The 16,216-nt window shown below is 59.3% G+C and carries 18 protein-coding genes; 15 read left to right on the top strand and 3 right to left on the bottom strand.

What is annotated here, in order from left to right; genetic code table 11:
• Positions 1 to 27 precede the first annotated feature (27 nt).
• The 3 genes from F1529_RS16660 (at position 28) to F1529_RS16650 (ending at position 3,047) form a co-directional block, all read left to right on the top strand.
• Complete coding sequence (locus F1529_RS16660) at positions 28 to 822, top strand: AraC family transcriptional regulator (protein ID WP_155136609.1); 795 nt, start codon at positions 28 to 30, stop codon at positions 820 to 822.
• A gap of 2 nt (positions 823 to 824) precedes the next feature.
• Entirely contained in the window at positions 825 to 1,691 is an 867-nt protein-coding gene (locus tag F1529_RS16655; protein ID WP_155136606.1) for an enoyl-CoA hydratase-related protein, read from the top strand.
• Between the two features lie 84 nt (positions 1,692 to 1,775).
• Positions 1,776 to 3,047 (top strand): O-acetylhomoserine aminocarboxypropyltransferase/cysteine synthase family protein, encoded by a 1,272-nt coding sequence (locus F1529_RS16650; protein WP_155137690.1) that lies wholly within the window; start codon positions 1,776 to 1,778, stop codon positions 3,045 to 3,047.
• Here F1529_RS16650 and F1529_RS16645 read toward each other — a convergent pair.
• Positions 3,044 to 4,009: an AraC family transcriptional regulator gene (locus tag F1529_RS16645; RefSeq protein ID WP_155136603.1), complete on the bottom strand. Its 966-nt coding sequence runs from the start codon at positions 4,007 to 4,009 to the stop codon at positions 3,044 to 3,046. The two genes, F1529_RS16650 and F1529_RS16645, sit on opposite strands and share 4 nt — an antisense overlap.
• A 162-nt stretch (positions 4,010 to 4,171) precedes the next feature.
• On the opposite strand from F1529_RS16645, the gene F1529_RS16640 reads away from it, so the two are divergent.
• The 6 genes from F1529_RS16640 to F1529_RS16615 all read left to right on the top strand — a co-directional run bounded on the left by F1529_RS16640 (position 4,172) and on the right by F1529_RS16615 (position 9,668).
• Entirely contained in the window at positions 4,172 to 5,473 is a 1,302-nt protein-coding gene (locus tag F1529_RS16640; RefSeq protein ID WP_155136600.1) for an NAD(P)/FAD-dependent oxidoreductase, read from the top strand.
• A 1-nt stretch (position 5,474) separates the two neighbouring features.
• Positions 5,475 to 6,380, top strand: coding sequence for a bile acid:sodium symporter family protein (locus tag F1529_RS16635; protein ID WP_155136597.1), 906 nt, complete (start codon positions 5,475 to 5,477; stop codon positions 6,378 to 6,380).
• Positions 6,362 to 7,300 (top strand): SDR family oxidoreductase, encoded by a 939-nt coding sequence (locus F1529_RS16630; protein ID WP_155136594.1) that lies wholly within the window; start codon positions 6,362 to 6,364, stop codon positions 7,298 to 7,300. Before F1529_RS16635 ends, F1529_RS16630 begins: the two co-directional genes overlap by 19 nt.
• Positions 7,297 to 8,091, top strand: a complete 795-nt coding sequence (locus F1529_RS16625) for an SDR family oxidoreductase (RefSeq protein WP_155136591.1) — start codon at positions 7,297 to 7,299, stop codon at positions 8,089 to 8,091. Before F1529_RS16630 ends, F1529_RS16625 begins: the two co-directional genes overlap by 4 nt.
• An 8-nt stretch (positions 8,092 to 8,099) precedes the next feature.
• On the top strand, positions 8,100 to 8,843 hold the full coding sequence (locus F1529_RS16620; RefSeq protein WP_007149082.1) for a sulfite exporter TauE/SafE family protein: 744 nt from the start codon (positions 8,100 to 8,102) through the stop codon (positions 8,841 to 8,843).
• Between the two features lie 234 nt (positions 8,844 to 9,077).
• Positions 9,078 to 9,668: a GNAT family N-acetyltransferase gene (locus F1529_RS16615; protein ID WP_155136588.1), complete on the top strand. Its 591-nt coding sequence runs from the start codon at positions 9,078 to 9,080 to the stop codon at positions 9,666 to 9,668.
• Between the two features lie 296 nt (positions 9,669 to 9,964).
• On the opposite strand, the gene F1529_RS16610 is transcribed toward F1529_RS16615, so the two are convergent.
• Positions 9,965 to 11,098 (bottom strand): alpha/beta fold hydrolase, encoded by a 1,134-nt coding sequence (locus F1529_RS16610; protein ID WP_155136585.1) that lies wholly within the window; start codon positions 11,096 to 11,098, stop codon positions 9,965 to 9,967.
• Between the two features lie 193 nt (positions 11,099 to 11,291).
• Here F1529_RS16610 and F1529_RS16605 point away from each other — a divergent pair, with 193 nt between their 5' ends.
• Positions 11,292 to 11,525: a hypothetical protein gene (locus tag F1529_RS16605; RefSeq protein WP_007149500.1), complete on the top strand. Its 234-nt coding sequence runs from the start codon at positions 11,292 to 11,294 to the stop codon at positions 11,523 to 11,525.
• An 89-nt stretch (positions 11,526 to 11,614) separates the two neighbouring features.
• Here the strand turns inward: F1529_RS16605 and F1529_RS16600 are convergent, their stop codons facing one another.
• Entirely contained in the window at positions 11,615 to 12,322 is a 708-nt protein-coding gene (locus F1529_RS16600) for a YHYH domain-containing protein (protein ID WP_155136582.1), read from the bottom strand.
• Positions 12,323 to 12,605: 283 nt separating this feature from the next.
• Here F1529_RS16600 and F1529_RS16595 point away from each other — a divergent pair, with 283 nt between their 5' ends.
• The 5 genes from F1529_RS16595 (at position 12,606) to F1529_RS16575 (ending at position 16,041) form a co-directional block, all read left to right on the top strand.
• Positions 12,606 to 13,217 carry a hypothetical protein gene (locus tag F1529_RS16595; protein WP_155136579.1) on the top strand — a complete coding sequence of 204 codons (612 nt, stop codon included), beginning with the start codon at positions 12,606 to 12,608 and terminating at the stop codon, positions 13,215 to 13,217.
• Positions 13,217 to 13,801: a hypothetical protein gene (locus F1529_RS16590; RefSeq protein WP_155136576.1), complete on the top strand. Its 585-nt coding sequence runs from the start codon at positions 13,217 to 13,219 to the stop codon at positions 13,799 to 13,801. Before F1529_RS16595 ends, F1529_RS16590 begins: the two co-directional genes overlap by 1 nt.
• Positions 13,802 to 13,887: 86 nt before the next feature.
• The gene (locus tag F1529_RS16585; RefSeq protein ID WP_039926490.1) at positions 13,888 to 14,160 is read left to right on the top strand and encodes a hypothetical protein; all 273 of its coding nucleotides are present in this window, start codon (positions 13,888 to 13,890) and stop codon (positions 14,158 to 14,160) included.
• Positions 14,157 to 14,414 (top strand): hypothetical protein, encoded by a 258-nt coding sequence (locus tag F1529_RS16580; RefSeq protein WP_155136573.1) that lies wholly within the window; start codon positions 14,157 to 14,159, stop codon positions 14,412 to 14,414. Before F1529_RS16585 ends, F1529_RS16580 begins: the two co-directional genes overlap by 4 nt.
• Positions 14,415 to 14,427: 13 nt before the next feature.
• Positions 14,428 to 16,041: a PepSY domain-containing protein gene (locus F1529_RS16575; RefSeq protein WP_155136570.1), complete on the top strand. Its 1,614-nt coding sequence runs from the start codon at positions 14,428 to 14,430 to the stop codon at positions 16,039 to 16,041.
• Positions 16,042 to 16,216 lie beyond the last annotated feature (175 nt).

The following is a 16,216-nucleotide window of genomic DNA, read 5'->3' as shown; positions in this document are numbered from 1 at the left end:
CGGCCCCGGGCGGGCACTATTTCCGGCATGTCCCAATCGTCGCCGGCTTCCGATCCTCGTCTGCTGACCCCGCTGTTTCTCTGGCGGGGCGGTTGGCTGATGGCGCTTTCCTCGCTGCACAACCAGCCCCACCAGCATGTGGCGGCGTCGTTACTGGTCGGGCTGGAAAGGGATATTCGGGTCACCCGTGACGGCCGGGTGCTTTGTGCCCGGGCCGTTCTGGTGCCCCCGGAGTGCCAGCAAAGTCTGCACAGCGATGGCCCGGTGGCTATTCTGCATCTCGACCCGGACGAGCCGGCCTGGCGATCCCTGGCCCTGCAGCAGCCGTTGTCGGCGGCGCACCAGCAGTGGCTCAGCGATACCTTGCGTGATTTATCGCGGGCGGCTCAGCCCGAAACCGGGGTGGTGACGTTTGTGCAGCAACTGCGGCAGCTGGCCTCTCCGTCGCCGCTGGATGCGCGCATTGCCGCCAGCTGTGCCTGGCTGCGTGATGCGCCGGAGCCGGCGCCCACCATGACCCATCTGGCGCAGCAGGCCGGGCTGTCCGAATCCCGCTTTCGCCACCTTTTCCGGGAGAAGATGGGGGTGACGTTGAAGCGTTACCAGCTGCATCTCAAGTGTCAGCGTGCCCTGTCGCTCTGGCAGAGCGGGATGAATTTTACCGAGCTGGCGGTGCTCGCCGGCTTTTACGATCAGCCTCACCTCAACCGGACACTTCGTGCCATGTTCGACGCCTTGCCGTCGGGGTATGCTCGGGGTCAAACGGTGCAGGTAGTGCCTCTGTCGATACCTGCTGAAAACCGCACAACCCCTGTGGAGTGACCATGGATTATCAGGACATCAAGACCGATCTGGCCGAGCAGATTCTGACCATTACCCTCAACCGCCCCGACCGTCTCAATGCTTTTACCCTGCGGATGAAAGACGAAGTGGTGCATGCGCTGGCAGAAGCGGACCGCAACGATGACATCCGCGCGGTGATTGTTACCGGCGCGGGCAAGGTGTTTTGTGCCGGCATGGAAATGCAGCCGGAAGATGGCGGTCACCTGTTCGGTTATGACGATGCGGAGGGGATGGATCCGCCGCTGGAAACCATTCGCGATTCCGGTGGTGAACTGTCGTTGGCGATTTATAACTGTCGCAAACCGGTGATTGCGGCCATCAATGGCGCTGCGGTGGGTGTGGGTATCACCATGACCCTGCCCATGGATATCCGTCTGGTGGCGGCCAACAGCAAGATCGGTTTTGTCTTTACCCAGCGGGGGATTACCCCGGAGGCCTGTTCCTCCTGGTTCTTGCCCCGAGTGGTGGGTATTCAGAAGGCGCTGGAGTGGGTAATCAGTGGCGACATTTTCATGGCCGAAGAAGGCGAGAAGGCTGGCCTGTTCCACAGTGTGCATGACAAGGGTGAAGTGCTGGACGTGGCGCGCTGTATAGCCCGCAAACTGATTGCCAAAAGCTCCCCGGTGGCCGTGGCGCTGGCCAAGCAGATGTTGTGGCGCAACCCCAATTTCTCCCATCCGGCGGAAGCCCATGTGGTGGAATCGAAAATGATTTACTGGTCCAACGAGTTCTGGGACGGCAAGGATGGTTTCACCGCTTTTCTGGAAAAACGCGATCCGCGTTTTGAGACCTCTCTGGCGGATGTGCCCAAACAGTTTGATTTCTGGAACGAACCCCCGATTAAATAGAGTGAACGATTTTTTCAGGCCGCCGTTTGGCGGCCTTTTTGCGTGTGTGTCGCCAGGCGACAATTTGATGTGAGGCAGGGAATGATGAAAAGAGAAACAATAGCCATTCATGGCGGTTTTGCCGGTGATCCGCAGACCCATGCGGTGGCTGTGCCCATGTACCAGACCACCAGCTACTACTTTGACGATACCCAGCATGGTGCCGATCTGTTCGATCTGAAAGTGCCGGGGAATATTTACAGTCGCATCATGAACCCGACAAACGGGGTGCTGGAAGAGCGTGTTGCGCAACTGGAGGGCGGCATTGGTGCGTTGGCCATGGCGTCAGGTATGGCGGCGATCACCGCGACGATCCAGACACTGGCGAAGGCCGGGGACAATATTGTTTCCACCAGTCAGCTTTATGGCGGTACCTATAACTTGTTCGCGCATACCTTGCCGAATCAGGGCATTGAGGTGCGCATGGCCGATGGCCGTAATCCCCAGGCGATTGCGGATGCCATTGATGAAAAAACCAGGATGGTATTCTGCGAATCCATCGGTAACCCGGCGGGCAACGTGGTGGACATGGGAGCCTTGGCCAAGGTCGCCCATGACGCGGGTGTGCCGCTGGTGGTGGATAATACGGTGGCAACCCCCGCATTGTGCCGGCCTTTTGAACACGGCGCCGATATCGTGGTGCACTCGCTGACCAAGTATATGGGCGGCCACGGCACGACCATTGCCGGTGCCATCGTGGATTCCGGCAAATTCCCCTGGAAAGGCAATCCGCGCTTTCCGCAGTTCAATGAGCCGGACCCCAGCTATCACGGTGTGGTGTACGTGGAAGCCATGGGTGAGGCCGCGTTCATCGGTCGTGCCCGGGTTGTGCCCTTGCGCAATATGGGCGCCGCGTTGTCGCCGATGAATGCGTTCCTGATTATGCAGGGCATTGAAACGCTGAGCCTGCGTATGGAGCGCCATTGCGAGAATGCCATGAAAGTGGCTGCGTACCTGCGCGATCATGCCAAGGTAAGCTGGGTCAATTTTGCCGGGCTGGAAACCGACAAGGATTATGCATTGGCGCAGCAATACATGGATGGCGGCGTGCCCTCGTCGATTCTCAGTTTTGGTGTGGAAGGTGGCCGCGAGGCGGGAGCGCGTTTTATTGATGCGTTGCAGTTGGTCAAGCGGTTGGTGAACATTGGCGATGCCAAGTCGCTGGCGTGTCACCCGGCCACGACCACGCACCGACAGTTGAATGATGAAGAGCTGAAAAAGGCGGGTGTCAGCGCAGACCTGGTGCGTCTGTCCATTGGTATCGAGCATGTGGACGATATCCTGGCAGACATCGAACAGGCGCTGTTGGCCGTTTAAATTTGTGCACGAAACTGGGCCGGCGTCATGCCGGTCCAGCGTTTGAAGGCTTTGGCAAAGGCGCTTTCATCGGAAAAGCCCAGTTTGTCGGCAATATCAAAGAGTTTTAACCCTTCCTTCAGCGACTGTTCTGCCATGCCCTGCAGCAGTGAATCGCGCAGCAGCTTGAAGCTGGTGCCTTCTTCGCTGAGTTTGCGGATCAGGTGGCGGCCGCTCATGGCCAGTTGCTCGGCCACTTTTTCCTTGCCCCAACGGGGATTCTGGCGCAGCAGGTCGCGCACACTCACACTCAACGACTGACTCCCCAGTTGCTCCAGCAGCTGGTCGGCCAGGGTGCGCAAGTGCTGGCACAGGGCCGGGTTGGCATAAATGAGTGGCAGCGATAGCGCAGAGGCGGGAATGCGCAAGGCATTATGGGGAGCGGAAAACGCCACGGGCACGCCCAGTAGCGCCTCATAGCGTGCCGGGGTATCCAGTGCCGGGTGGACAAAGGTAATGCTGTCGGCGTGGACCTGCTCGCCGGTGGACCAGCGGGTGAGCTGCAGCAAGGAGGCCAGCGCGGCTTCCACCCGCTCCGCCAGCCGGGTGGTGTATTGGGGCTGGTAGCGGATTTCGCACACATCACCTGCCACGGCATATTCAAAGGTGCCGCCCTCGCCAACAATGGGGTAGTAATCCATCAACGAGTCCAGTGCTTCGGCCACGGTGTCGCAACTCATCAGCACCATGCCAACGGTGTCCAGATGCCCTACCTGTATGGCCTGGCCGAACTGGATGCCAATCAGCGGATCGTTTGCCTGCTGGCAAAAGGTTTCCCAGATCTCCCCCTGCAACTCCAGGCTCACCCGTTCCTGCTCGGCAAAGGCGTTCTTCAGGGGCGCAGGCAGGGAGAATCCCAACTGCTCTGCGGCCTGACTGATGGCCTGGGTAAAGCGTACCGTGACGGTGGGGGTATGCGACATGGGTGTGAGTGAGGTCCCGAATTAACCGTGACAAAGTCCTGAAATAGCCGTGTGTCTATTGCTGGCCGACCCTAGAGTAGCAAGCATACCAAACTCTGTGCTCCGCTTCGCTTGTCGGGCACCGGTGACCGAATAAAAAAGACACAATAAAACGGGATAGCTATGTACGCAGTGATAGGGGCCGGCCCCATGGGGCTGGCCACGGCCAGAAACCTGAAGAAATACGGTATTCCTTTTGTCGGTTTTGACCTGAATACCGATGTGGGTGGCCTGTGGGATATCGATAACCCGCACAGCACCATGTATGAGTCGGCCCACCTGATCTCGTCGAAGGCGATGACCGAGTTCCGGGAATTCCCTATGGCCGATGAGGTGGCAACATACCCCCATCACCGCGAAATGAAGCGTTACTTCCAGCAATACGCTGCGCATTTTGGACTCTATGAGCACTACGAGTTTTCCACCCGGGTGGTCCAGGTGTTGCGTGATGGTGATGAATGGCTGGTGACCACCGAGGTAAACGGGGAAGAACAGTGTCGCCGCTTTTCCGGTGTGCTGATTGCCAACGGTACCTTGCATACGCCGAATCTGCCCAACCTGCCGGGCCGCTTTGATGGCGAATTGATGCATTCCTGTGAGTACCGCCATCCGTCCCGTTTCGATGACAAGCGGGTGCTGGTGGTGGGTTGCGGTAATTCGGCCTGTGATATCGCTGTGGATGCGGTGCACCGGGCGGCCAGTGTGGATATGTCCGTGCGCCGGGGTTATTACTTCCTGCCCAAGTTTATTGGCGGCAAGGCCACCGATTCCATTGGCGGCAAAATCAAGTTGCCCCGCGCGCTCAAGCAAAAGGTGGATGATCGCCTGATCCGCATGATCATCGGCAAGCCCAGCGACTACGGTTTGCCGGACCCGGATTACAAGCTGTATGAGTCCCACCCGGTGATCAACTCGCTGGTACTGCATCATATTGGCCACGGCGACATTGCGCCGCGTGGGGATATCTCTGCCGTTTCAGGCAAGACCGTGACTTTTGCCGATGGGCAATCACGGGAGTATGACCTGATTCTCATGGGTACCGGTTACAAGCTGGACTATCCCTTCATCGACCCGGCCGAGCTGAACTGGAACAACAGTGATGCCCCGCAGCTTTATCTGAATGTGTTCAATCCGGTGCACCGTAACCTGTTCATGATGGGAATGGTGGAGGCTGCGGGTCTGGGTTGGGAAGGGCGTAACGAGCAGGCCGAAATGGTGGCGCTGTATATCCGTGCCAGCCAGCAGGGGGCGCCCGCCGCAAAAGCCCTGGAAGAAACCGTACGCCAGCAGGCGGAAAAAAATCTGGATGGCGGTTACGCCTATCTGAAACTGGCGCGCATGGCGTATTACGTCAACAAGGACTGCTATCGCAAGGCGGTCAACACTCACATTGCCGAACTGAAAAAATTGAAGACGGAGGTGTGAGATGGAAATACACTTCGGAAGTGAAAATCTGCTGATCCTGAACGTCATTCTGGCGTTCATGATGTTTGGTGTTTCCCTGTCGCTTACCGGCGATGATTTCCGGCGGGTGCTGAAGCGCCCGGATGCTCCCATCGTTGGTCTGCTTGCCCAGTTTGTACTGTTGCCGGCGGCCACCTGTGTCACCACCTGGTATTTCGAAGTCGATCCGGAACTGGCACTGGGGATGATACTGGTAGCGTCGTGTCCCGGCGGTTCGTTTTCCAACATCATGACCTGGCTCGGGCGAGCCAATGTGGCTGTGTCGGTGAGCATGACAGCGGTGTCCAGCGTGGTGGCGATTGTTATGACGCCGTTCAACTTTTCGCTTTATGGCTGGCTGAACCCGATTACCCGACCCATCCTCACCGACATCCAGATGGACAGCATGAACATCCTGATTCTGGTGGCGCTGGTGCTGGGGCTGCCGCTGTTGGTCGGCATGTTGATGGGCAAGGCGTTTCCGGTATTTGCGGAAAAAGCCCAGAAGCCCATGCGTTATGTCACCTTGCTGGTGCTGTTGCTGTTCGTGGGTGTGGCGTTCGGCAATAACATGGATGTGTTTCTGGCCACGGCGAACCGTATTGTCGGGCTGGTGGTGCTGCAGAACTTTCTGGCGCTGGGGTTGGGGGCCATGGCCGGCATGATTACCGGGCTCCCCAGGGGAGATCGGCGTGCCATCACCATGGAGGTGGGTATTCAGAACTCCGGCCTCGGGTTGGCCATTCTGTTTACCTTCTTCCCGGACGCCAGTGAAATGATTTTGATCGCTGCATTCTGGGGTGTCTGGCATCTGATCAGTGGCTTGTTGCTGGCCTGGTGGTGGTCACGAAGCCCGGCGCAGGAGGACGCATGTCGCGACGCATTCTGATCACCGGCGCCGCTGGCTATATTGGCAGCCAGCTGGCCCGGCAGCTGCAGCAACATCATTACGTGGTGGGCGTGGATATCCGCGAGGATGAAAGTGCGGATTTCCCGTTTTATCAAATGGATATTCGTGATGCGAAGCTTGCCCTGCTGATGAAAGAGCATGGCATTCATCAGGTGGTGCATCTGGCCGCAGTACTGGAAGATTCCGGTGACCGAGCGCGTGATTTCGATATCGATGTGAATGGTACGCGCAATGTGCTGGATGCCTGTGTGGCCAGCGGTGCGACGCAATTGGTGGTGACCAGTTCCGGAGCGGCCTACGGCTATTATGCCGATAACCCGGCCTGGCTGGATGAGCAGGACCCCTTGCGGGGTAATCCGGAATTTCCCTATTCGGATCACAAGCGCCAGGTGGAAGAGTTGCTGGCGGATTACCGGGAAAAGTATCCCGCCCTGAAGCAGCTGGTGCTGCGCCCCGGCACCGTGCTGGGCGCGGACACTCGTAACCTGATTACCCGTCTTTTCGAGGGGGAACGGTTGCTGGCCGTGGCCGGTTCGCCGTCGCCGTTTGTTTTTATCTGGGATCAGGATGTGGTGGGTATTATCGAGCAGGGAGTCAATCAGGATCGTAGCGGTTGCTTCAATCTGGCCGGGGATGGCGCCCTGTCCATTGATACGCTGGGCGACTTGTTGGGCAAGCCGGTGATTCATGTGCCGGCCTGGCTGATTCGCAGCGGGTTATGGATCGGTAATCGACTGCGGTTGACCCAGTATGTGCCGGCGCAGGTGAATTTTCTGCGCTACCGGCCGGTGCTCAGTAATCGCCGGCTGAAAGAAGAGTTTGGCTATATTCCCCGCAAGACTTCCGAGCAGGTCTTCCGCTTTTTCATGGCAGCGGCCCGGCAGCGGGGGCAGTTATGAAAACGGTACTGATTACCGGGGCGGCTTCCGGTCTGGGGTGGGCCTTGAGCCGGCAGGCGTTTGCGTTGGGTCACCGGGTGATCCTGGTGGACATGAATGCTGCGTTGCTGGCATCGCGCGCCGATACGCTGGCCGCTGAAGATCCTGCCCGCGTCACCTTTCGGGATCTGGACGTCACCGATGGCGATGCCGTGCAGGCGTTGGTGAATTGGGTGCAGGATAACGAGCTTTCGCTGGATATTCTGGTCAATAACGCGGGCATTACCCACCGGTCGCTGGCGGAAAAAACCCGCATGGCGGTCTTTCGTAAAGTCATGGCGGTGGATTGGCAGGCACCGGTGGAGTTGGCGATTGGCTTCTTGCCGCTGCTGAAAAAAAGCCGTGGCGGCATTATCAATATTGGTTCCATGGCGGGCTGGATGCCGGTGTTGGGCCGTGCGGGTTACTGCAGTGCGAAAAGTGCCTTGAGCCAGTTTTTTGAAGTGTTGCGCGGCGAAGTGGCCCGTGATGGCGTCCATATTCTGATGGCGTACCCGAGCTTTCTGGATACCCCGATTGAAACCAACGCCCTGGGGCATGATGGACGCCCGGCCAGCCATAAACGCTCCATGGTCGGCGATATGCGCAGCCCGGAATGGATGGCTGAATTGGTGTTTGACGCTTACGCAAAGAAGAAGAAACGTTTGTTCCCGGATCGCTTCACCTGGTTTGCCAGCTTGCTCTGGCGACTGCTCCCGGATCTTTATCAGCGCATGATGCAGCGTAAATTCGCCAGCGAATTGAACCAGTAGGAGCCCCCGTGACGGACCTGATGACCTTGCCCTGGCTGTTGCTGGGGTTATTCATATTCTTTGCCTTTACCACCGAAGCCATGACCGGTTTCGGCAGTATCGTGATTGCCCTTTCCCTGGGGGCGTTGTTTCTGCCAATCCCGGAGATTCTGCCGGTATTGGTGCCGCTGAATATTGTCATGAGTGCGACCTTGAGCTGGCGTCATCGTCAGCATATTCACTGGCCCACCCTGTGGCGGCTGATTCTGCCGTTGATGGTGCTGGGTACACTGACGGGGTATGGCTTGCGTCCGTGGATGGGCGATCAGTTGCTGAAAAATGGTTTCGGGCTGCTGGTGGTGTGGTTCAGTAGCCGTGAGTTGTGGCGCATGTGGAAGGGCATCAAGGTGGCGCCCCATGGTAGCTGGTGGTCGCGCTGCTGGATGTTTCTGGCCGGGATCACCCATGGCCTGTTTGCCTCCGGTGGGCCGCTGCTGGTGTATGCCCTGAGTGGCCTGTCACTGGAAAAGAAAGCCTTCCGCGCCACCCTGATTCTGGTCTGGCTGTCGCTGAACAGCCTGCTCACCGTTGTGTTCCTGATCGATGGCACCCTGCTGCCGGCGGCGCCACGTATCGGGCTGCTGGTGCCCGTGGTTATTGCGGCGATACTGCTGGGTGAATGGCTGCATCACCGGGTGAATGAAGAGCGTTTCCGCCAGGCGGTGTTTATGGTGCTCTGGTGCACCGGGCTTATTCTTGCCTGGCCGGGGTGAATGTTGAGTTGAAAGTGTAAAGTTTAAAGTTCAAAAGCGCGAAGAATGTGTTTTGTATCGGGAAGGCCGTGCCCGCGTTCCCGTTTAGCGTAAAGCGCGGAGCAAAATATTATCCGGTTAGCGCTGTGCCAGCTTCGCGTTTGAACTTTTCACTTTTAACTCGTCTCCTCATCGCCACCAGGGCCCTGCCGTGGTATTCATGTGACTCCTTGTCGTAGACATTCAGGAGCGCCCATGTCCGCAGTGGAAATTCGTCCGGTTACCGGTATTGCCGTCGAACCCTGGCTGGATGCACTGGCGCAATTGCGTATTGAGGTGTTCCGGGATTACCCCTACCTCTATGACGGCGATCTGGAATACGAGCGCGGTTACCTGGACCGTTATGCCCAGTCTGACCGTAGCGTGCTTGTGCTGGCGCTGGAATATAACCGGCTGGTCGGTGCGGCAACGGCGCTGCCCTTGCGCGAGGCGGATGAAGCGTTTCAGACGCCGTTTCGGCAACTGGGGGCTGAGCTGGATTCGGTGTTCTATTTTGGGGAGTCGGTGTTGCTCAAGCCCTACCGGGGCGAGGGAGTGGGCCACCGGTTCTTTGACCTGCGTGAGCAATATGCGGCGGATTTCGGGTTTCGCCATACCGCCTTTTGCGCAGTAGCGCGGGAAGAGTCGCACCCCGCTCGCCCTGCGGATTACCAGCCGCTGGATGCATTCTGGCGCGCCCGGGATTACTTTCCGCAGAACCAGCTTGTGGCCCATTTCGACTGGACCGATGTGGGCGACACTGCCCCCAGCCGCAAAGCCATGCAATTCTGGCTGCACTCGCTGTAAAGCCCTGCTGGTCTATTGTTGCATATACCCCATTTGGGCGATTTGATATTGTTTTGACATCCCTATACTTCCTGTTTATTTGGGGAAATAGGGGAAATCAAATGCATCGTTATTACCGTTGGTCGCTCTGGCGTGAGCGCGCTATCCGCAATGGCATCATTATCCTTCCACTGGCGTTATTTGCGCTGGCTGTGGCGGTCCTGGTCGCTGGCTGACCCGGGCGGGCTCGCTGAAAGCGCAGAGCTGGAAAATATAACAAGCCTGCACTGCGTTTTTTGGCTGGTCTTGCCGTACTTTCAGGTGGCGGCTGATTCGTCCAGCCACCGCTGTACCCGTGCGTAGGTGCGGGTTTCCTCAATCATGGTCATGTGGCCCATCTGGTAAAACAGTTCCCGGGTCAGATGGTCCGCTTGCGGGTAGAGATGCTCCGCCAAAGCGCTATCAGTGGTTACCAGCCAGTCGCCCCGGGGCTGGGCATGGTTGGGCTCACTGACGCTGCCGGCGATAAACAGTTGCTGAACCTGCGGGTCCAGGGGCACCTTGCGGGTGGGGCGCGGGTCGTCCAGTGGGCGGTCCCGCCACTGGTCTTCCAGCACATAGCCAAAGCGCAGGTCACGGATGCCGTCTGAGCGCAGGTTGGCCAGGCGCATCAGGGGGCGGGAGTAGGGTGTGCGGCCCAGCAGGCGATTGGCTTCGTTACCAAACCGTTCCAGCAGGGCGCCTTGATGGGGAGAGCCGAGGCAGGCCAGGTGGCTGACCCGGTTGACCCAGCTGTCATCCCGCTCGCGCCCTTGATGCAGGGCACTGCGTGCCACCAGTCCGCCCATGGAATGGCCGATCAGGATCACGCGCTCGGGCAGCGCCGTGTGGGCCAGCAGCCCGGCCAGCTTGCGGCCATTGTCGGAAATATGCAGGCCGGTGTTGTAGCGCAGGTAGCGAATATCCGCGTTGAGATGCTGGCGCGCCCATTGGCAGAAGGCATCAGCGGCGGGACTATTCCAGCAGGCTTCATTCATGCACAGCCCGTGCAGGAAGATGACCAGCGTATCGGCCTCCGGTGACGGGGGCGCTTTGGGGAGCAGCGTCATGGGCAGGGCATAGCGGTTGTTCTGCTCGACCAGTAGCTGACCGAAAATGCCGTTGATGATGCTTTGCAGGTCCAGGCTGTCGCGCAGTTCCCGTTGTGGGTCCGCGAGCAGGTCGGCCATGCCGGCCAGGTTGCCGGCCTGGCGAAAGCCGTAGCGGATCAGGTTGTACACCATGGGAGCGGGGGTGTAATCGTGCCCGCGCAGGCTGAAGGGGTTGGCCACGGCGCCGTGAATATCCTGTACGACCTGGGTTATTTCGTTGCCGAAACGGGTGACCAGTTGTGCCAGACCGCCCACGTTCCTTCCCATGGTGCGGCCTGCATGCCTGCCGAGTTTTTTCATTTGTTCTCCTTGTTATGGGGGTATCTTACCCGGCGGAAGGCGCTGAGAAAGGAAAAACACTATGCCAATTGGCGCGCGCCCATCTGTAACTCTTCGTAAAATGGCCGCTAAATGTGCGAATCCGCTTGGCCAAGTGCCAGGAACATGCTTAGAGTGCTCACTGTCCGAATCAGTTAATTCAAGGAGTGATTCTATGCGTACTTTCGGTAAAGCGGCATTGGCCGCCATTTTCGCCTCTTCTGCCCTGCTGGCAGCCTGTGACGCCAACGATGGTCCGGTTGAGGACGCTGGCGAGAAGGTAGACAAGGCGGTAGAAAACATCACCCCGGATCAAGGGCCGATGGAAGAAATGGGCGAAGATATGGATAACGCCTATGAGAACGCCGAAGAGTCTGCTGAAGACATGAAAGACGCTGCCCAGCAGTAAGCCTGTCATGCAGTGAGCGCACCGTCTGCGGACGGGTGATGCGACAATCAAAACCCCGGCCTTGTGGTCGGGGTTTTGTCGTTTTGGGGTCAGGGATGTGCGGCCAGCGGGCAATGGCTTAACAGCTGTTTCAGGGCGTCGGCTTCCTGGAGTGTGACCATCAATTGGTAGCGTTGCTTGATCCGTTCCCAGTGCTGGCCGTATTCGCACCAGTAGCGGCGGTTATCGGGAAGCCACTGGTCCGGGCTGCGGGCGCCTTTGCTGCGGTTGGCGCTGGCGGATACCGGGATCAGGTTGTCCGGGTCGTTGGCAAATTGTCGGCGCAACCGCTCGTCCCAGTGGTCGCCGCCGTGACCGTGGGCATGGCGCAGAGGAACAAAGTGATCCATGTCCAGATCGCCGGCCCGGGTGAAGGTCTGGTTGGTGTAGGGGTCGTACCAGCGGCCGCTGGCCACGGTGCAGTGGTCCGGGCTGGTGAAGGTCACTGCAATTTCACTGGTGGCGATCAAGACTTCTGCCCGGGTGTCCTGGCAATCCCGGTCTGCGTCTATCCAGTGGGGCCAGTGGTCCCGGTCATAGAGTCCGCTGAAGGCGCGTTGGGTGTCAGCGGCCTCCTGTTCAGCCTGTTGCTGTTGGCGGTGCAGGGTGAGGCAGGGCTCCCGGTGGCAATGGTAGTCGCCGGTGCGACGGTCGGTGTGCCCGCCCTGTTGATCGAGCCCGCCGGGGTGGGCCTGAAGGGGCGCTGCGGGGGCAAGCAGGGCAAGGCAAAGCCAGAGCGAGAAGGGGCGTAGGTGCAAAGGGATAGATCCTGTCTGTGGTGACGCAGGAGAATAAGATATTCATGCATTTTGTTGTAGGTGAAATGATACAGCGATTGAAAGTGTGAACTGATTCCAAAACCTGTATCAGGAAGATACAAAACGGCTACGTGGCTACACGGAAATCGGACCGTTTTGTTCTGGGGTGGGCGCGGCTGCCTCGTTAGAGTTAGCGGTGCCGGGCTGAATCTGTTTCACAGCGGCGCCGGCTTCACTTTTTATGCATTGTCTTTGAGTAGTGGCTATGCAGGAGTTGCAGTTTATGGGCACACAGCAGGGCGCGGGGAAGTGGCGTCAGCAGGAGTTGGGGCTGGAAGCGGTGGAGACACGGCTGCAGGCCCTGCAGGAGTACCTGGCCGTTTACCGGGCGAGCTTTGCCTCGTCGGGCAGTGCGGATAGCCATGCCCGGGTGCGGGTGTTGCGCCGGGATGTGTCTCGTCTGCGGGCCTGGGGCTGGTACCTGATCGCGTGTCGCGATGGGGCTCGCTGGTTGCCTGTTGTGCAGTGGTTGGCGCGGGTTTTCTCTGTGCTGGTGGTGCCGCAAAGGCACCGTTCCCGGCGCCAGCAGCGCACGCGCACCATGCGGCATTTGTCCAGTTACAGCCTGGTCGAGCGCGCCTATGCGGCACAGGAAGATGATATCCAGGGGCGTTTGTTGACCTTGCGTCTGGCGCAACGTCAGAACCCCAATGACCTGCGGGCCCGGGAAATCAAGAGGCTCGAGCGTCAGGTCGACGAGGTGGTGCTGCTGCGATTGGCCGGCCTGCCGGAGGCCCGGCAACTTACGGTGATTTGCCATCTGCTGACGTGGACCATGGCCCTGCGTTCCTGCCTGGGCCTGCGGCTTCCCCTGGCGGATGTGGCGGACCGTTGATGCAGGCAATGACGATGTTGTCTCCCGCGCTGGATAGTTTGCCACGGGTTTTTACCCTCTCGGATCTCAAGCAGCTGCAACCGGAGGAAGCTGGTGGCGCGCTGGATACCGTGCTGCGCTGGCTGGAGGCTGGAGTGGTCAAGCAGGTGGCGCCGCCGCGACCGGTATTCTACAAGGTCGTGCTGGGCGAGCCGCTCACCGATGAAGACCGTTGCCGGGCATTGCTGCGGGCGTTTCCGTCGCTGGTCATGGTGGCCGGGTCGGCACTGTGGCGGCAGGGGTTGAGTCGTCAGCAGGACAGCGTGCTGGAATGCTGCGTGGCAGAAACCGAACTGAGTTGCCATTTGCCGGATGTGCGCCTGCACTGGCGGCCGCCGGCCTGGTGGTCGGCGATTCGCCGGGCCGGGGGGATGGCCGGTGATTACCACGGTGTGCCCATGCTCAATGCGGAGCTGGTGCTGGCGGATGCGTCCACGTTTTCCGGTGTATGGATGCCGGATCGCGAATCCGTGGATTGGGATCGCCTGTCCACGGCGCGTCTTAGCGAGGCCAGTGATTATTTGCGCGAGCTGCGCCCCCGCTGAGCCGGTGGGTGCCCTGGGCACCTTGACGAAAACACCCTGCTACTATTAAATGAGAACCATTATCATGGATTAATGGTTCTCTCCCTATGCTGGTTGCCGTTCTGGCCACACTTGCCAGTGTGTTGCTGTTTTATCTGTCGGATCGCCAGCAACGCTGGCTGGATCAGCCCCTTCCTGTCTTTACCCGCGTAATCGCGCTGGCCCTGCTGGCCGGCGGGCTGTGGCTGTTGTCACTGCAGTTGGGTGTCAGTGTGGGCCTGTTTGTGGGGTTGTGGGTGTTCACGCTGCCGGCCCTGCTGGTGCCGCTGCTGGTCAGCCATTACCGCGATAGCTATCAGCGCCGGGGGGGCAATCGATGAGAGCCTTTTTGGCGTTTTTGCTGAGCCTGCCGTTGTCGGTAATGCTGATGGGGTTGTTGGCGGCGGCGGTACCGGCGCCCTGGCAGTCCTGGCTGGTGTTGCAATTGTTGGGGGTGACCTTGTTGTGGATGCTGCTGGTGGTGCTGGTGGCGCTACCTGAGCGTACCTGGCCCCCGCTGGTGGCGTTGCTGGTAATGAATGGGGTCGCCTGGATGGCGCTGCAAACTACCGCCTTGTATGGGGGTGGAGCATGAAGGGAGGTGGAGCATGAAGGCGGACCGCTTGCGACGCTTTATCGACCTGCATGCCTGGCTGGGCATGGCCAGTGGCCTGGCTCTATTTGTGGCGTTTTTTGCCGGCGCCCTCAATGTGTTCCATCACGAACTGCATCACTGGCAGGCGCCGCAGGCTTCGGAGGTGGCATCGCAAGACGCCATCGATGGGCAAGCGCTTCTGGACCGTGTGACCGACCAATACCCGGATGCGCGTAAGCGCCTCTTTTTCCTGCCGGAGGAAGACCCGGCGGTAATGTGGTTTCAGTCCAGCGCTTCTGGTGTGGGAGAGGGGGGTGCCGGGGAGTGGCTCACCGCCCATGCCACGGATTTCGACGAGGCGGGCAAGTATGTTGAAAAGCCTCGCTCGGCGCTGGCGGATTTCATCAACCAGCTGCATTACCAGTTAGCGATTCCCAGTGGCGGCCTGCCCATCAACCTGGGCATGACCTTCATGGGGCTGATCTCGATTCTGTACGGCGCCGCCCTGTTCACCGGCCTGGTGATTCATTGGCCGAAACTGCGCAAGGAATTCTTTGCCCTCAAGCACGAGGGCAACATGCGCCGTTACTGGAAGAACATGCACAACCTGATCGGTGTGGTCAGCTTGCCCTTCCACTTGATCATGTCGGTGACCGGCGCCGCCATGGGCGCCTTTACGCTGGTCGCCGTGGTGCTGGGAACCCTGGTATTTGGCCCGCAGCTGCGTGGGGTTATTGAAGAGGAAACGGCGGTATGGCCCCCGGTGCAAAGCCAGGGTGAAAGCGTTGCCATGGTGCCGATGGCGGATTATCTGTCTGCTGCGGCCGATGCGTTGCCTGAGATGAGTGTGGATTGGGTGGAAATTCGCGGTTACGGCGATGCGGCCGGCTGGGTGGATGTGGCCGGTTCTGTGCCGGGGTATGTGGGGCATCACGCGCATGTGGTGCTGGACCCCGCGATGGGAGTCTTGAACGTGATCGCTCCGGGGCAGCGCAGCTTGAACTTCGATTCGTTCTCGCCGGTGTATTCCCTGCATTTTGGCGATTACGGCGGGATGCTGGTGAAATGGCTGTACTTCGCCATGGGCTTGCTGGGGGCGTTGTTGTTTGTGTCCGGTAATGTGCTGTGGTGCGAGCGTCGCAGTGATCGCCAGGGGCCAAGCCGTGGATCGGCGTTTCTGTTGCGCCTGACTCTTGGGCTTTGTTTTGGCGTTGTGATCGGCGTGGCGTGCAGTTTCCTGGTCAGCAAGGGGCTGCCGTATACGCCCTGGGCGGCCTGGGTTGCTACCGCGGAGCGAGCAATTTGTGGTGTGGTGGTTGTGCTGCTGGTGCTGTGGAGTTTGCGTGCTTCGCCGCTGCGGTTCAGTGGCCTGATGCTTATGGTGGCGCCGTTGTGTTACCTGGCGGTGCCGCTGTTGCAGGTGGTGCTGGAGGGTGGTCACGCTCTTGAGGCCGATAACCTGTTGATCAACGGTCTGTTGCTGCTGGTGGCGTTATCCCTGTGGGTGGTGCGCCGCCAGTTTCGCAAGCGTGTGCGTCTGGCTGAGCCTCATCCGCTCTGGGTGGGCAAGGTGACCGAGGGGCACCCCAGGCATCTCACCGAAACGGAACGGGAAGCGGTGAGCTGATTCGGTTGCCGATCAAGGGCTAATGCGGCGTTGCGTATTGGTTAAGTGGCCAGTGCTCAAAGGCTTGTCTTCATCGCTGCGGATTTGTCGGTTTACGGCTAAGCCTAAATCGACCTACCAGAGAGGGTGAAGAGTCATGTTTGGCGTTGGGTGCGTTGCGTGAACCGTGTTGCAG

Origin of the sequence: Alcanivorax sp. VBW004 (assembly GCF_009718865.1) — a bacterium.
Taxonomy (GTDB): Bacteria; Pseudomonadota; Gammaproteobacteria; order Pseudomonadales; family Alcanivoracaceae; genus Alcanivorax.
The sequence above is the reverse complement of the archived record's forward strand: the minus strand, read 5'-3'. Positions and strand labels throughout refer to the sequence as shown.

What these genes read in the sequence shown, in the direction of transcription:
- F1529_RS16660 (WP_155136609.1), top strand. Translation starts at nt 28, where the DNA reads ATGTCCCAATCGTCGCCGGCTTCCGATCCTCGTCTGCTGACCCCGCTG.
- F1529_RS16655 (WP_155136606.1), top strand. Translation starts at nt 825, where the DNA reads ATGGATTATCAGGACATCAAGACCGATCTGGCCGAGCAGATTCTGACC.
- F1529_RS16650 (WP_155137690.1), top strand. Translation starts at nt 1,776, where the DNA reads ATGAAAAGAGAAACAATAGCCATTCATGGCGGTTTTGCCGGTGATCCG.
- F1529_RS16645 (WP_155136603.1), bottom strand. Translation starts at nt 4,009, where the DNA reads ATGTCGCATACCCCCACCGTCACGGTACGCTTTACCCAGGCCATCAGT.
- F1529_RS16640 (WP_155136600.1), top strand. Translation starts at nt 4,172, where the DNA reads ATGTACGCAGTGATAGGGGCCGGCCCCATGGGGCTGGCCACGGCCAGA.
- F1529_RS16635 (WP_155136597.1), top strand. Translation starts at nt 5,475, where the DNA reads ATGGAAATACACTTCGGAAGTGAAAATCTGCTGATCCTGAACGTCATT.
- F1529_RS16630 (WP_155136594.1), top strand. Translation starts at nt 6,362, where the DNA reads ATGTCGCGACGCATTCTGATCACCGGCGCCGCTGGCTATATTGGCAGC.
- F1529_RS16625 (WP_155136591.1), top strand. Translation starts at nt 7,297, where the DNA reads ATGAAAACGGTACTGATTACCGGGGCGGCTTCCGGTCTGGGGTGGGCC.
- F1529_RS16615 (WP_155136588.1), top strand. Translation starts at nt 9,078, where the DNA reads ATGTCCGCAGTGGAAATTCGTCCGGTTACCGGTATTGCCGTCGAACCC.
- F1529_RS16610 (WP_155136585.1), bottom strand. Translation starts at nt 11,098, where the DNA reads ATGAAAAAACTCGGCAGGCATGCAGGCCGCACCATGGGAAGGAACGTG.
- F1529_RS16605 (WP_007149500.1), top strand. Translation starts at nt 11,292, where the DNA reads ATGCGTACTTTCGGTAAAGCGGCATTGGCCGCCATTTTCGCCTCTTCT.
- F1529_RS16595 (WP_155136579.1), top strand. Translation starts at nt 12,606, where the DNA reads ATGGGCACACAGCAGGGCGCGGGGAAGTGGCGTCAGCAGGAGTTGGGG.
- F1529_RS16590 (WP_155136576.1), top strand. Translation starts at nt 13,217, where the DNA reads ATGCAGGCAATGACGATGTTGTCTCCCGCGCTGGATAGTTTGCCACGG.
- F1529_RS16585 (WP_039926490.1), top strand. Translation starts at nt 13,888, where the DNA reads ATGCTGGTTGCCGTTCTGGCCACACTTGCCAGTGTGTTGCTGTTTTAT.
- F1529_RS16580 (WP_155136573.1), top strand. Translation starts at nt 14,157, where the DNA reads ATGAGAGCCTTTTTGGCGTTTTTGCTGAGCCTGCCGTTGTCGGTAATG.
- F1529_RS16575 (WP_155136570.1), top strand. Translation starts at nt 14,428, where the DNA reads ATGAAGGCGGACCGCTTGCGACGCTTTATCGACCTGCATGCCTGGCTG.